We start from the raw sequence: 14,090 nt of genomic DNA, 5'->3' as shown, positions 1-14,090 counted from the left end.
CTGGTCTGCCTGTTCTAACCCCGGACCCATTAATCTCTACATTCTATATCCCTATAAAAAACAGCCCACACCGCAGTTGCCTAAGCAACGGGAATGAGCTGTTGTTCTGTTCTGTTCTGTTCCGTTCTGTCGGTCTATAGGAAGCGGAATTGCGCTTCGATCAGACCGTTGTATACCCCATCACGGGATGTCAACTCATGATGGTTTCCTTCTTCTTTTATCTCTCCGTGATCGAGGACGACTATTTTATCCGCATGGCGGATGGTAGAAAGTCTGTGCGCTACGATAAAGGAGGTTCGGCCTTGAAGCAGGATTTTGAGTGCCTCCTGGATCTTCAGCTCTGTCTCCGTATCAATGCTGGCAGTTGCCTCATCCAGGATTAGAATACGCGGATTTGCCAAGAGCGCCCGGGCGAAGGAGAGAAGCTGACGTTGTCCCATCGACAACGCGCTGCCGCGCTCTTCCACCTCTGTCTCATACCCACCGGGCAGCTTCATGATGAAGTCGTGGGCATCCACGGCTTTTGCAGCATTTTCCACTTCTTCATCTGTAGCCTCCAGACGGCCAAAACGGATATTATCCCGAATCGTTCCCGAGAAAATAAAGGTATCTTGCAGCACGATTCCGATCTGCCTTCGCAGGCTGTCTAACGTAACCCCGCGGATATCTTCACCGTCTATCGTGATTCGGCCGCTTTTGATATCATAAAACCGGCCAATCAGGTTAATGATCGTACTTTTACCAGAACCTGTATGACCTACGAGCGCGATCGACTGTCCTGCTTTTACATCCAGATCAATACCTTTTAATGCAGCCCGGCCTTTTTCATATTCAAAAATGACCTTCTCAAAGTTAATATCCCCACGAATCGTTCCCATTGGCTTAGCACCAGGATTATCTTGAACCGCAGGTTGCTCATCCAAATATTCAAAGATCCGTTCCGAGGAAGCCATTGCCACAAGCAGCTGATTGTACATCTGCCCAAGGCGATTAATCGGGTCCCAGAAGTTGCTGACATAAGAACTGAATGCTACCAGCATACCTACTGTGAGTTCTCCAGATTGGATCAGATAAGCCCCCAGCCAAAAGAGGATCATTGTCCCAAAACCACCTGTGACCTCAATAATCGGACCGAACGCCTGGTTCATCGCAGAGGCTTTGTTCCAGGATTTTTTGCTGTCGGTATTCATAACATCGAAATAATTCATATTTTCTTGTTCTTGGGTGTAGGCTTGTGTGACTCTGATTCCCTGAATCGATTCATTTAAATGAGAATTAATTCTGGAGTTCTTCATCCGCACATCCTGCCAAGCGATCCGAATCTTTTGGCGCAGCTTAGTTGAAACAAAGAACATAATCGGAACCGTAACCATTACTGCAAGACCTAGCTTCCAGTTGATCACTAGCAGAATAATGGTAATCCCCATAAGCTGCACGCAGTCGATCATCAGATTGACAACCCCGTTTGTGAACAAATCCTGCAAAGAGTTGATATCATTGGTTACCCGCACTAATACCGAACCTGCCGGACGTTTATCAAAGAAGTTAAAGGAGAGCTTCTGAATATGCTTGAACAAATCTGAGCGCAAATCATAAATCACTCTTTGGCCTATGATGTTCGTGTATTTAATCCGGTATACTCCCGCAATCCATTGAATCAGATATAAGACGATTACCCCTGCTGTAAGCGAATATAGCAGAGATAAGCTGGGATTCCCCACCTTTGGCGCAATCGCACGGTCAATGGCTAAACTTGTTAGGAACGGGACGGTCAACTTCGTGATAGTTCCCAGAATCATCATGATGGACACCAATGGAAGCATCTGCTTTGCATAAGGCTTCATGTACCCGAACAGTCTGGTGAATTGCTTCCAGTCAAAAGCCTTATCGATGACATCATCATCTTTATATACAAAACGTTCATCCAGCTCTTGCTGCTCGGCTGCTTTATTTTTTGCTCCCGTAGCGGTCATTGGTTTGGCTTCAAGTTTCATATGCCTCACTCCTCCCCTCTTCCGGTCGCTCTGGCCAGATAATCAGCATACTGTATCCGGTATACATCCTGATAAGGACCCGGCACTTCAATTAGCTCTTTATGGGTACCACGCTGCTGTACATGACCTTCGTTCATGACGATAATCTGATCCGCATGGCGCAAGGAGGAGATCCGATGGGCAATAATAAGTGTAGTGCGCCCCTTCATGACCTCTTGGAATCCGGCTTGAATCTCGTGCTCCGTCTCCATATCGACAGCGCTGGTCGCATCATCGAGGATAAGAATCCGCGGATTCTTAAGCAGGGCTCTAGCGATGGCAATCCGTTGCTTTTGTCCACCGGAAAGACCCATTCCGCGCTCACCCACCACAGTGTCATAACCATCTTCCATCTCCATGATGAAATCATGGGCTTTGGCAAGTTGTGCAGCTCGGATAATTTCTTCCATGCTTACATTTTTCAACCCATAGGAGATGTTGTTGCGAATTGAGGAGGAGAACAGGAAGGTCTCCTGAAAGACCGTCGCGATCTGTGAACGCAAGCTGCGAACATTGTATTCTCTGATGTCCATCCCATCCAGTGTGATGCTGCCTTCATTAACGTCATAAGCACGCATCATCAGCTGTGTAATGGTCGATTTACCAGAGCCCGTTCCTCCAAGGAACCCTATAACCGCACCAGATTTAGCCTCAAAATCAATGTCTGTAACCGCAGGCATTTTGTTTCCATAAGCAAATGTGACGTGATTAAACGCTACATCTCCCTTAACCTCAGAAGGTACCAGTTCACGGGCGTTCTCTTTATCCTTCACATCAATATTCTGATTAAGTACTTCCAATACACGTTCTCCCGATGCTTTGGACTGTGTATAGTTATTAATATGGAATCCAAGACCCCAAATCGGTCCAATGATGTACCAAATTAAGCTGAAAAAAGCAACCAGTTCGCCCAGCGACATTTTCCCCTTAATAACTAACGTTCCGCCTACTCCAAGCAGAATAGCTGCACTGATCGATGCTAAAAACTCCATCGCTGGAAAAAACTTACTCCAGAGCTCAGCAGCAAAAATCTGGTTATTCTTATAACGTTCGTTACGGTGCGAGAATTTCTCTACTTCATGAGCCTCTCTCGCAAACGATTTGACGGTGCGCACACCCGTGATATTCTCCTGTACAGCCGTAGTCAGAGAACTGAGCGCAAGGCGCATCTCTTGAAAGGCCGGGTGAATCTTAGACTCAAATTTTAGCGCAATAAACGCCAGGATTGGCATCGTAATCAAAGTTACTAGAGTAAGCTGCCAATTGAGTGAGAACATCATAATCGAACCAAAAATGACCATAAAAAAGACATTAAGCAACTGAGCAAAACCGAAACCGATAAAGTTACGAATCGCTTCCAAATCTCCGGTTAGTCGGGACATCAAATCCCCAGTTTTCGCGGTATCATAATAACGGAAAGATAGGAATTGCAGCTTCTCATAACAAGCATTACGCAGCCGGTATGCAAGAAAGTTACCTAGCCGTCCTCCAAAAAATCCATGTGCAAACTGCAGGCATGCTTTTACTATTACTACAGCTAACACGCTCAATGCGAGCACTGGCACCTCTGTAAACTTAAGTGGCACAATAACATCATCGATCAGCTTTCTTAACAAATTGGGGGTAATCAGCCCCACTGCAGTTGCAGCGGCCAAACATATAATCGAAAGAATCAGAAAATGCAGCTTCTCTCGATAATAACCGCGCAGTTGCCTGAGAACATCCATATCTCTCCTCCTTAAGGCTTACCTAGTAAGCATTTTTTTGTATAAAGCAAATGTTACATCGTAAGCTAGCTTTTTTTAGCGCTTACAATTTAGTGACTTTATGCAGTGTATCATCCATAATTTAATGCGGCAAAGGGGAGAATTGCGCGTTTTTGCGGTTATTTCGGAAAAAAGCAGCATCTACATGATATAAAGGACCCTCGTTATCTTAAAATGCTCGTGTTTCCTCCTTAATCCTGATGAATGAAGAATCTACATGAATATTGTAATCATCGTGTAATATTAGGAGGACCTTTATTCGGTTTTTTGCATAATTATTGGAATTTATTCCGGGTTTCGAAGAGTTCACTTTTTCGCCGTCTTAAATTTGCCTCAGATGTAAAACTTTTACCACAATTTACCGTAATATAGTAATACAACACTTTTTACTTATATTATGGAGGGGAACTATATTGAAAAAGCAGCTTATTTTATATTGTATTATCGCCATTATCCTTCTCTCAGGGTGTAGCAATACAAATAACAATAACCCTACGGACGCAAACACAGCGATCAACGAATCTAAAAACTTGTTTAATTTCGGGGAAATTTCCTCAAAAGCAGATACAGCAGCACCCTCACCTGAAAAAACGCTAAGAGAAATAAGCAATTTTGTTATTGCCGACATTTGGAATGTAGGGTTTGTAGATGTTATCTCATACACTAGAAGTGGTACAAGCAGTACAGGAGCGAGCATGGACATAGACTTTACGGTCGAACAGCTTGGCAAAGCCATGGAAGAGAAAAAAGAATACGATACATATATGAACAAGTTAGATACTAAGTATGATTCTATTAAGAAAATATGGGCCAAGCTTTCACCAGAAATTGATCTTTTATATAAGCAGATCCAGGAGACACCTCCAAAAGCAAACGATGACAGCTTAACACTTGATGCAGGTAAATTTAATCAATATTCAGAGGCTTTTAATAAAGAAGTGAATGATCTGGCAAAACAGTAGCCTTTACTATATAAAAAACCCCGCCAATGATTTGGCGCCATTCTATTCTTTCTCTCATAAAATATAAAATCAACAATGAGAGGTTAGGTGAATAGGATGAGTATACAGTTTCTTGATATGCGGATTTCACAGGGCAGCACTATGGATGCGCAAAATCTTAATTTAGTTCGTTCAGGTGCAATTTTCGGTGACATTGGACTTCAGACAGTAAAAGTTACCCCTGCAAATGCAGGCTTAGTGAGAGTCACATTGAATGCTTTTGCCAGACTTAGTGTTGATGTTAGCATTATAGTTCAGAATGATGTTACTTTTAGTATTTACCGCAATAATATATTAATTTTTAGTACAACGTACCCCGGAAACATCAATAATACAACGACCCAATATGAAATGGTTGGAATCACCGCTGTCGACTATCCGCCTTCGACCGATTTGCTTACCGGCCAGATTCAATACACCATTGTAGCATCAGCGATTAGAACGGCATCTCTGGGAGCCAGATCCTTCAGTGGAATTGCCGTTGCCGGAAATGGATAGTTGAAAATATTAAAGGTAAGTCCCCGGAGCATTCGGGGATTTTTTTCAATTGTGCCCATAAAAAAGCATCCGCAGAAAAATATCTACGGATGCTTTGAAGAAATATAAACGTTAGGAGGACGGGCCTCCATTCATAAGCGCTCTTATTAACCGATTGAACCTTCCATCTCGAACTTGATCAGACGGTTCATTTCGACCGCATATTCCATCGGCAGTTCTTTTGTGAACGGCTCGATGAAGCCCATGATGATCATTTGAGTCGCTTCAGCTTCTGTGAGGCCACGGCTCATCAGGTAGAACAGTTGCTCCTCAGAAACTTTAGACACGGTTGCTTCATGTTCAAGAACGATGTTATCGTTCATGATTTCATTGTAAGGAATAGTATCCGAAGTGGACTCATTATCCAAAATCAGCGTATCACATTTAATGTTCGATTTCGCACCTTCTGCTTGACGGCCGAAGGAAGCTAGACCACGGTAAGTTACTTTACCGCCATGTTTACTGATGGATTTCGATACAATGGTGGATGTTGTATCTGGAGCCAAATGGATCATCTTGGCACCCGCATCCTGATGCTGGTCTTTACCTGCTACCGCGATGGATAGTACTGAACCTTTAGCACCACGTCCTTTAAGAACAACCGCAGGATATTTCATGGTCAGCTTGGAACCGATGTTACCATCGACCCATTCCATGGTAGCATTCTCTTCTGCAACCGCACGTTTGGTAACGAGGTTGTAGATGTTTGGAGCCCAGTTCTGGATTGTGGTATAACGAACGCGGGCGTTCTTCATACACAAGATTTCAACAACCGCACTGTGCAGAGAGTTCGTGCTATAGATTGGAGCAGTACATCCTTCTACGTAGTGCACGAAGCTGTCTTCATCAGCAAGGATCAAAGTACGTTCGAATTGTCCCATGTTCTCGGAGTTAATACGGAAGTAAGCCTGCAAAGGAACTTCACATTTCACACCTTTAGGAACATAGATGAAGCTGCCGCCTGACCAAACTGCACTGTTAAGTGCGGCAAACTTATTATCGGTTGGAGGGATGATCGTCCCGAAATATTTTTTCAGAAGCTCTGGGTGCTCACGCAATGCAGTGTCGGTATCTGTAAAAATAACCCCTTGATCTTCAAGGCTCTTCTGCATGCTGTGATAGACTACCTCAGATTCATATTGTGCCGATACGCCGGCGAGGAACTTCTGTTCCGCTTCCGGAATCCCCAGCTTGTCAAAGGTTTCTTTGATTTCGGAAGGAACTTCTTCCCAAGTCTTCCCTTGCTTCTCTGAAGGTCTTACATAATATTGAATATCCTCGAAGTCCAAATCATCCATATTGCCGCCCCATGTAGGCATTGGCATTTTACGGAACTGCTCCAAAGATTTCAAGCGGAAGTCAAGCATCCACTGTGGTTCATTTTTGATCGCTGAAATTTCTTTAACAATTTCGGCCGTCAAACCTTTACCAGACTGGAATATCGACTTATGCTCATCACGGAACCCGTACTGGTATTCTTCCATATCAGGCGCTTTCTTAGCCATGGTGTCAGCCTCCTTGTTCTACTGTTATTTATGTTGCTCTTCTTCGTCAATTCCTTTACGAAGTGCGTTCCAAGCCAGTGTTGCGCATTTGATCCGTGCAGGGAATTTATTCACACCCGAAAGGGCTTCAATGTCTTCGTAATCTCCAAAATCCACGTCTTCACCCTTCATCAGTAAGGAGAAGTTATCGGCCAGTTCAAGCGCACGTTCAACCGTTTGTCCTTTGATCGCCTCAGTCATCATCGAAGCCGACGACATACTGATCGAACAGCCTTCACCATTATAACGGGCATCCTTTACGATTCCATCCTCTACCTTAAGCTGAAGAGTAATACGGTCACCACAGGTTGGGTTATTCAGTTCAATTTTTAGAGCATCATCTTCAAATGAACCGCGATTTCGAGGACTTTTATAATGATCCATAATTACGCGTCTGTATAAGTCATCCAAGTTCATAGCTGAAGTACTCCTTTGTCTTGATTAAAGCGTCCACCAGTCGATCTACATCCTGCTCAGTATTATACAGATAAAAGCTTGCACGTGCTGTAGAGCTGGCTTCCAGCCAGCGCATCAGCGGCTGACAGCAGTGATGACCAGCGCGGATGGCAATACCTTCCGCATCTAGCACTGTAGCGACATCATGCGGGTGAACGTCACCCAGATTAAAGGTGACAACGCCGACTTCACGATTCCGAGGACCATAAATGTTCAGACCCTCGATCTCTGACAGACGTTGCTCTGCATACGCTGCAAGAGCTTTCTCATGGCGGTGTATCTCATCCAATCCGATTTCTTGTAAGAAATCAATGGCTGCACCTAAACCAACAGCACCAGCTATGATCGGCGTACCGCCTTCAAACTTCCAAGGCAGTTCTTTCCATGTGGATTCATAAAGACCCACATCATCAATCATCTCGCCACCGAATTCGACGGGCTCCATGGCTTCGAGAAGTGCTCTCTTGCCATACAAAGCGCCAATTCCGGTTGGTGCAAGCATTTTATGACCAGATAGTGCATAGAAATCACAATCCAGATCCTGCACATCGACCTTCATATGTGGTGTGCTTTGTGCACCATCTACGACAATTACTGCACCATGACGATGAGCAATAGCCGCAAGCTCTTTAATAGGATGAGTTACTCCCATAACGTTGGATACATAAGCGATAGCAACGATCTTGGTTTTATCCGTAATCGTCTGCTCGGCAGCTTCCAACGTAACCGTTCCATCAGGTTGCAACGGTATATATTTTAATGTAGCACCTGTCTTCTTAGCGAGCTGCTGCCATGGAATCAGATTACTATGATGCTCCATTAATGTGATGACGATTTCGTCGCCTTCACCCACAGCAGAGGGTCCGTAAGAAGAGGCCACAATATTTAATGCTGTAGTCGTTCCGCGTGTAAAGATAATTTCTTTAGTGCTGCGGGCGTTAATAAACTTAGCTAGCTTCTCCCGGGCTCCCTCGTAGGCATCGGTTGCTCGGCTGCCTAAAGTATGGACGCCACGGTGTACGTTGGCGTTATCCCACTCATAATACGACTTGACCGCCTCAATCACTTTCCGAGGCTTCTGTGAAGTAGCAGCACTGTCCAGATAGACTAGTGGATGTCCGTTCACATTTTGGTTCAGTATGGGAAATTGCTCCCGGATGGCGTTGCTAATCATTGAACTAACTTCCTTTCCACAAGAGATTGGAGCTGATTGCGCAGTCCCTCCAGTGGAATTTGTGACACAACAGGAGCCAAGAAGCCGTAGATGATCAGAGTCTCTGCATCATGCCGTGTAATTCCGCGGGACATTAGGTAAAAGACTTGCTCGTGATTGACCTGTCCTACGGAAGCGGCATGGCCGGCTGTAACATCATCTTCATCAATAAGCAGGATCGGATTGGCGTCACCACGGGCTTTTGGACTCAGCATCAATACTTTTTCCGTTTGCTGGCCATCCGCTCTAGTAGCACCTTTCTCAATCTTGGTGATTCCGTTGATGATAGAAGTAGCAGAATCACGCATAACTGCACGAGTGATCATATCACTTGGTGTGCTTTTGCCAAAATGCTGAGCTTGAGTGGTGTAATTCAGTTTCTGTGATCCCGTACCTACTGCAATTACTTTAGCGTCGGAGCTAGAACCGTTGCCTTTAAGCACAGACTTGGTATCACTCGCAGTATCTCCGTAGTTCATCTCACCAACGATCCATTCGATGACTCCGTCATTCTCAACAACAGCCCGGCGATAAGTTACATCTGTAGTATCTACACCAAGCTGATGCACTGTAGCATAACGAACTTTAGCGCCAGCGCCCACGAATACCTCTACCGCACCATTGTGTAGTCCAGCTTCTTCTTTATCCGATACGTAGTTGTCTACATAGGTTACGGAACTGTTAGTATCAGCTACGACCAGAATGTGTGGAACAAAAGTAGCTTCCGCATCATCCGTTAACAGCACTGCTTGAAGCGGAGTTTCAATAACAACATTCTTAGGAACATAGAGGAATACTCCACCATTCCACAATGCAGCATGAAGCGCTGCGATAGAATGCTCGTCTGGCTGAATGGCTTTATGCAGGTAACGTTGAACCAAATCTCCGTGTTCTTTAACAGCTGTCTGTAGATCTGTAAAAATAACACCCTGTTCTGCAAGCTCAGGAGCGATACGTGTATATACTGCACCAGAGTTGCGTTGAATAATCAGGCTGCCTTCCTCCTGATCCTTGATCAAGGAAGAAATAGATGCAGGTGCATCACTTAGCGAAGCAAAAGGTTCACTTGCTTTATAGCTACCATAATTATTGACATTCCAACGATCAATCCGTGTCTTCTCTAATTTAGGCAGTGTCAGAGTAGCTGCCAATTCTAGTGCCTTCAAGCGGCTTTCTTTCAGCCAACCCGGTTCGCCGCTGCTGTGCGATAATTCGCTCAAGCGTTCGGCATCCACCGGAAGAATGGTCTGTGTCGTCATAGTGGTCTCCTCCTTCCTGGCGTTTCTTACGCTTCTTGCCCTACAGTTTCATCTTCAATTCCAAGTTCTTCTTTAATCCATTCATAACCCTCTGCTTCCAGACGCTGTGCAAGCTCTGGACCACCGGATTTCACGATTCTACCTTGCATCATAACGTGAACATAATCAGGTTTGATGTAGTTCAAAAGACGTTGATAGTGGGTAATAACTAAGAAGCCGCGTTCTTCGCTCCGCATGGAGTTTACGCCTTCAGCTACAATTTTCAAAGCATCAATATCAAGACCGGAGTCAATTTCGTCCAAGATCACGATTTTTGGATCCAGCATCATCATTTGTAGAATTTCATTACGTTTCTTCTCACCACCGGAGAAGCCTTCGTTCAAGTAACGGTGTAAAAACTCAGGGTTCATATCTAGTTCTTTCATCTTTGCTTCCATTTGGCGAATAAAACGAATCAACGAGATTTCGCTTCCCTCTTCACGACGGGAATTAATGGCAGAACGCAAGAAGTCGGAGTTAGTTACTCCAGAGATTTCGCTTGGATATTGCATTGCAAGGAAAAGACCTGCACGTGCGCGTTCATCAACAGCCATCTCCAGAAGATCTTCACCATCAAGAGTTGCAGTTCCATCAGTTACTTCGTATTTAGGATGACCCATTAGCGCCGAAGCCAAAGTACTTTTACCTGTACCGTTTGGTCCCATGATGGCGTGAATTTCGCCACCTTTCATTTGAAGGTTAATCCCCTTCAAAATTTCTTTTCCCTCAATCGTCGCTTTAAGACCCTCAATGACAAATTCTGCTGCCATAATATTATTCCCTCCATTGATCGATTTGCGAAATCAAAAGTTGTATTGAAACAGGATAATCCTGATTCCCAGCACAATTAGATTTTCTATCACATTATAATTATTATAAATTGAATCACAATGATTATCAATGATTCTCACTAATTTTATATCAAACCTTGTTTTTTTACAAATTTCTCTTTAGCTAATCACTTGTGACTCAGAGAAGATTTTCATTAAGTATAAGACTAACGCAAAAATAAGACTTCCCGCAGGAAGCCTTATTCAAACTGCTTAATGATTAGCTAAGAAATGAACGTAGCATCCATTGGTGTTTCTCCAGATCACTACGGATTTTAATGAACATATCTGAGGTTGGCTGATCCTTGGTTTCTTCGGCAAGCTCGATGCCTTCTGTCAGCTCTTCAGAGATGGTGGCGAAGTCTTCAATCAGAGACTGAACCATTCCCCGTGTATCTTCCTTACCTGTAGCTTCTTGAATTGTAGCTAATTCCAAATATTCTTTCAATGTTGCTGCCGGACTGCCTTTGATGGTTAGCAAGCGTTCTGCTACTTCATCCATGTGAAGGGTTACCTCATTATATAATTCCTCAAATTTCACATGAAGGGAGAAAAACTGTTCTCCTTTGACATACCAATGAAAGTTATGAATTTTTACGTACAAGACATTTAAGTTAGCAACCTGACGATTCATGATCTGTTCCAGTGAAGTTGTATTTACTTTATTCGATGCTTTAGCCATGAGATGATCCCTACCTTATCCATTATATTTACCGGTTACTATTTCCTTCGTCCGGTAGTAACTTGTCTATTCTTAATTTACCCTTTTACCTGTAATACGAAACAAGGAGAAGCCTTCCATAACACCTTTATTTGTTCTAGCATTAGCATAGACACACCCGATTATGCTTAAATGTGAATACTTGCACACAAACAAAAAGGGCCTAAGCCCCGTTTGTTTGGAATTGTTAAATTTTCCGGTCAGACCATAAGAAGTAACGCTTCCGCACCCGTCATACCTGGTACGATGCCAAGACTCTCTGCTTCTATCGTTACAGACTCCAACGGGGCAGCTAAAAGCTGGGCAAGCGTCCGTACACCCACCGCACGAGCTGCGATGATATGCCGGTCACTAAGTGTTTCATTGAGGAGACCGACATCCAGTGCACCGCACATAATATAACCTCGGTTCGTGCTGATGGAGAGCAGTGTAGTTTTGGGAAGCTTAACCTCTACCCCGATCAGCGTATGTTCACCTACTGTAATAGGCTCCATAGTAACCAATAGCAGCACCTCCTTTTTTTCACTATCCACGTTGTATATGTATGCTAATTTTCCTGTGGGTGTGCTGACGGTAGTCCTATGCCTAGTATAAAATGCAGTATAATAGTCCCTATTCCAGTAGTCCTGGGTATATGAATATTGCATGTTTAATGTTATAGTTAATTACATTCCTGTAACCATTCAGAGATGTTCTAAACGAAAAGCTGGGGGATTTATGGACGAGAAACTACAACGCACAGACGGCAATTATTTATTTAACGTCGACATCCTGATTAATGCCCGTACCAACCCGCTTGCACTGCAATTTCTGCTCGAAATGTTGAACAATAATGACTATATCACAGATTTCAACATTAACTCCGGTCTTGAATTAGGGAGAACCATTGACAGCTTGCTACGCTCCGCTAAACTAGCTTTGAATCAAAACTCTGCTCCTCCCATTTCATTAAAGCTGCCTCCAAAATCTACGAAGAAGCAGCTGGATACACCGATAAAAAAACAGGCAGAAACGCCTGCACAGCAAACGGCCATTGAGACGCCAGCTGATGCATACGGGAAGATTCGTCAGTATATTCAGAATAATCAATTGGTACGTTTACGAGCGAACCGGTACGGGAAACAAGTGTCCATGCCCTGTCGTATTTTAAACTTTGATGAAGCAGCCAACTCTATAAGTGTCTACCATGTGGATGAGAAGCAGGTGTACAGCTTTAATCTAAATGAAATCGACGAGTTTCTGTAAGCGCATGCGTTACAAGCCAATAAGCACCCTCCCTCATTGGGGAACAGGTGCTTATTGGTCTTTCTTTTTTTTTAACAACTAAGACGACGTTTTACGTGAAAATCCCTCTATCGCAAGGCATAACCAGCCAATTATAAAGCATACCCCACCGATAGGTGTAATCGCTCCTAGCACCTTAATTCCGGAGATACTCAGAACATACAAACTGCCAGAGAACAAAATGGTACCTGCAATTAACAATCGGCCCGCCCAACGTAATCGGACACTTTCGCCCCATTGGCCCACAGCCAGTGCGATGAGAATTACCCCCAGCGCATGTACCAAGTGATACTGCACACCAGTCTCATATACCTTCATATAGTCTTCACTAATCACTGGTTTTAGTAGATGGGCACCGAAAGCACCAATTCCTACTGCCAGCATTGCTAGCACAGCCCCCCAGGCCATAAATTTCCGTTGCAAATGATTACACCCCCTTAATTTTAGACTCATTCTATCATAACGTAATGCCAGTTCCTATTTCCAGCAGTCATTTTTTATTTTGCCTCATTCAGGGGTTGCTTTTTTAGCATCAATATGAAAAAGTGGATATTAACAACATTTTCATTCTAATCTCTCAAGGAGTGCAAACCATGGACTTAAATTCTCTGTCAAAATCAGACGTACCTGCGGCAGAGGTGGGAAATCCCAACCCTCATCCGGATTACCCAAGCGCTGATTTATCATCTACGCATCAAAAAGTAGAACATGATCTTCAACATTCTGGACCTGGTATTGCTTCATTCATTATCTGTCTCGTGTCGATCATCGGCTACGCAGCCATCTTTATCTCTATTATAATGAAGTCTTCTTCACTGGTTAATGAGAATTCTGAACTATTAAGCCAGTCCTCGCAATTCATAATGCTTCTAGGATTAACGGTTATTATTTTAGCTGCTCTTAATGTAATCGGAGTAGTCATCGGCATCATTGGGCTTTCCATTCGGAAACGTCGCAAGGTGTTTGGCATTATTGGTACGATTGTTAATGGTGTTATTATCTTACTCTTTATGCTGCTTATTACAACCTTCCTAGTCAATGCTGGAACGCTTTAAGCTTATTTTAAACATGTTAACTTCATTAAAAAGGGTATCCCAACAACTTTGAGCTGTTGTGGGGATACCCTCATTTTATGTATGAAGCTAAAATCTGCATCGGGGAGTCCTCATCGTCATCCGCGGCTTGCGGACTCAGATGACGTTATTTACGGATTTTCGCCCTTTGGAGCAGAGTTTCGGACCCCAGTGACGCTATTGCATCGAAAAAGGATCCTAGTGGGCGCTTTTCATGGCAATAGCTGCGATGGGGTCCGATAGTAATTCAAATATCGGAAAAAGCTGCGTATAAGGGCCGCTGGGTCCGATGATACTGAATCCTATCCCTCATCCGCGGCTCACGGACTCAGAT

General features: G+C 43.9%; 14 protein-coding genes. 4 read left to right on the top strand and 10 right to left on the bottom strand.

What is annotated here, in order from left to right; genetic code table 11:
* Window positions 1-134: 134 nt before the first annotated feature.
* Together NSQ66_RS08910 and NSQ66_RS08905 are read right to left on the bottom strand one after the other, a co-directional pair.
* Window positions 135-1,973 (bottom strand): ABC transporter ATP-binding protein, encoded by a 1,839-nt coding sequence (locus NSQ66_RS08910; RefSeq protein ID WP_036684176.1) that lies wholly within the window; start codon window positions 1,971-1,973, stop codon window positions 135-137.
* A gap of 26 nt (window positions 1,974-1,999) precedes the next feature.
* Window positions 2,000-3,760 carry an ABC transporter ATP-binding protein gene (locus NSQ66_RS08905; protein WP_036684103.1) on the bottom strand — a complete coding sequence of 587 codons (1,761 nt, stop codon included), beginning with the start codon at window positions 3,758-3,760 and terminating at the stop codon, window positions 2,000-2,002.
* A 452-nt stretch (window positions 3,761-4,212) separates the two neighbouring features.
* Here NSQ66_RS08905 and NSQ66_RS08900 point away from each other — a divergent pair, with 452 nt between their 5' ends.
* Window positions 4,213-4,761, top strand: a complete 549-nt coding sequence (locus NSQ66_RS08900; RefSeq protein WP_249267783.1) for a hypothetical protein — start codon at window positions 4,213-4,215, stop codon at window positions 4,759-4,761.
* A 96-nt stretch (window positions 4,762-4,857) separates the two neighbouring features.
* Complete coding sequence (locus tag NSQ66_RS08895; protein ID WP_076100027.1) at window positions 4,858-5,298, top strand: hypothetical protein; 441 nt, start codon at window positions 4,858-4,860, stop codon at window positions 5,296-5,298.
* A 146-nt stretch (window positions 5,299-5,444) separates the two neighbouring features.
* On the opposite strand, the gene sufB is transcribed toward NSQ66_RS08895, so the two are convergent.
* From sufB to NSQ66_RS08860, 7 genes are all read right to left on the bottom strand, one after another.
* Complete coding sequence (sufB, locus tag NSQ66_RS08890; RefSeq protein WP_036684335.1) at window positions 5,445-6,842, bottom strand: Fe-S cluster assembly protein SufB; 1,398 nt, start codon at window positions 6,840-6,842, stop codon at window positions 5,445-5,447.
* Window positions 6,843-6,866: 24 nt separating this feature from the next.
* On the bottom strand, window positions 6,867-7,298 hold the full coding sequence (gene sufU, locus NSQ66_RS08885; RefSeq protein WP_036684339.1) for a Fe-S cluster assembly sulfur transfer protein SufU: 432 nt from the start codon (window positions 7,296-7,298) through the stop codon (window positions 6,867-6,869).
* Window positions 7,285-8,511 (bottom strand): cysteine desulfurase, encoded by a 1,227-nt coding sequence (locus tag NSQ66_RS08880; protein ID WP_036684342.1) that lies wholly within the window; start codon window positions 8,509-8,511, stop codon window positions 7,285-7,287. The genes sufU and NSQ66_RS08880 overlap by 14 nt, the downstream gene beginning before the upstream one ends.
* Window positions 8,508-9,809 carry a Fe-S cluster assembly protein SufD gene (sufD, locus tag NSQ66_RS08875; protein ID WP_036684344.1) on the bottom strand — a complete coding sequence of 434 codons (1,302 nt, stop codon included), beginning with the start codon at window positions 9,807-9,809 and terminating at the stop codon, window positions 8,508-8,510. Before sufD ends, NSQ66_RS08880 begins: the two co-directional genes overlap by 4 nt.
* 26 nt (window positions 9,810-9,835) lie before the next feature.
* The gene (gene sufC / locus NSQ66_RS08870; RefSeq protein ID WP_036684347.1) at window positions 9,836-10,618 is read right to left on the bottom strand and encodes a Fe-S cluster assembly ATPase SufC; all 783 of its coding nucleotides are present in this window, start codon (window positions 10,616-10,618) and stop codon (window positions 9,836-9,838) included.
* Window positions 10,619-10,898: 280 nt separating this feature from the next.
* Window positions 10,899-11,360 (bottom strand): Dps family protein, encoded by a 462-nt coding sequence (locus NSQ66_RS08865; RefSeq protein WP_036684350.1) that lies wholly within the window; start codon window positions 11,358-11,360, stop codon window positions 10,899-10,901.
* 239 nt (window positions 11,361-11,599) lie between these two features.
* Entirely contained in the window at window positions 11,600-11,902 is a 303-nt protein-coding gene (locus tag NSQ66_RS08860) for a DUF1805 domain-containing protein (RefSeq protein WP_036684352.1), read from the bottom strand.
* A 214-nt stretch (window positions 11,903-12,116) separates the two neighbouring features.
* Here NSQ66_RS08860 and NSQ66_RS08855 point away from each other — a divergent pair, with 214 nt between their 5' ends.
* A complete protein-coding gene (locus tag NSQ66_RS08855; RefSeq protein WP_076142314.1) occupies window positions 12,117-12,644 on the top strand; it encodes a hypothetical protein in 528 nt (175 codons plus the stop codon).
* 78 nt (window positions 12,645-12,722) lie between these two features.
* Here NSQ66_RS08855 and NSQ66_RS08850 read toward each other — a convergent pair whose 3' ends face one another.
* Window positions 12,723-13,106 carry a DUF423 domain-containing protein gene (locus NSQ66_RS08850; protein WP_076124773.1) on the bottom strand — a complete coding sequence of 128 codons (384 nt, stop codon included), beginning with the start codon at window positions 13,104-13,106 and terminating at the stop codon, window positions 12,723-12,725.
* A gap of 170 nt (window positions 13,107-13,276) precedes the next feature.
* Between NSQ66_RS08850 and NSQ66_RS08845 the strand changes: the two genes are divergently transcribed.
* Window positions 13,277-13,738: a hypothetical protein gene (locus NSQ66_RS08845; RefSeq protein WP_076124771.1), complete on the top strand. Its 462-nt coding sequence runs from the start codon at window positions 13,277-13,279 to the stop codon at window positions 13,736-13,738.
* The last annotated feature ends 352 nt before the right edge of the window (window positions 13,739-14,090 follow it).

Origin of the sequence: Paenibacillus sp. FSL H3-0329 (assembly GCF_037963285.1) — a bacterium.
GTDB classification, from domain to species: Bacteria; Bacillota; Bacilli; order Paenibacillales; family Paenibacillaceae; genus Paenibacillus_AQ; species Paenibacillus_AQ odorifer.
Note: the sequence above shows the minus strand (reverse complement) of the source record. Positions and strands in the feature narration are given on the sequence as shown.

What these genes read in the sequence shown, in the direction of transcription:
- NSQ66_RS08910 (WP_036684176.1), bottom strand. Translation starts at nt 1,973, where the DNA reads ATGACCGCTACGGGAGCAAAAAATAAAGCAGCCGAGCAGCAAGAGCTG.
- NSQ66_RS08905 (WP_036684103.1), bottom strand. Translation starts at nt 3,760, where the DNA reads ATGGATGTTCTCAGGCAACTGCGCGGTTATTATCGAGAGAAGCTGCAT.
- NSQ66_RS08895 (WP_076100027.1), top strand. Translation starts at nt 4,858, where the DNA reads ATGAGTATACAGTTTCTTGATATGCGGATTTCACAGGGCAGCACTATG.
- sufB (WP_036684335.1), bottom strand. Translation starts at nt 6,842, where the DNA reads ATGGCTAAGAAAGCGCCTGATATGGAAGAATACCAGTACGGGTTCCGT.
- sufU (WP_036684339.1), bottom strand. Translation starts at nt 7,298, where the DNA reads ATGAACTTGGATGACTTATACAGACGCGTAATTATGGATCATTATAAA.
- NSQ66_RS08880 (WP_036684342.1), bottom strand. Translation starts at nt 8,511, where the DNA reads ATGATTAGCAACGCCATCCGGGAGCAATTTCCCATACTGAACCAAAAT.
- sufD (WP_036684344.1), bottom strand. Translation starts at nt 9,809, where the DNA reads ATGACGACACAGACCATTCTTCCGGTGGATGCCGAACGCTTGAGCGAA.
- sufC (WP_036684347.1), bottom strand. Translation starts at nt 10,618, where the DNA reads ATGGCAGCAGAATTTGTCATTGAGGGTCTTAAAGCGACGATTGAGGGA.
- NSQ66_RS08865 (WP_036684350.1), bottom strand. Translation starts at nt 11,360, where the DNA reads ATGGCTAAAGCATCGAATAAAGTAAATACAACTTCACTGGAACAGATC.
- NSQ66_RS08855 (WP_076142314.1), top strand. Translation starts at nt 12,117, where the DNA reads ATGGACGAGAAACTACAACGCACAGACGGCAATTATTTATTTAACGTC.
- NSQ66_RS08845 (WP_076124771.1), top strand. Translation starts at nt 13,277, where the DNA reads ATGGACTTAAATTCTCTGTCAAAATCAGACGTACCTGCGGCAGAGGTG.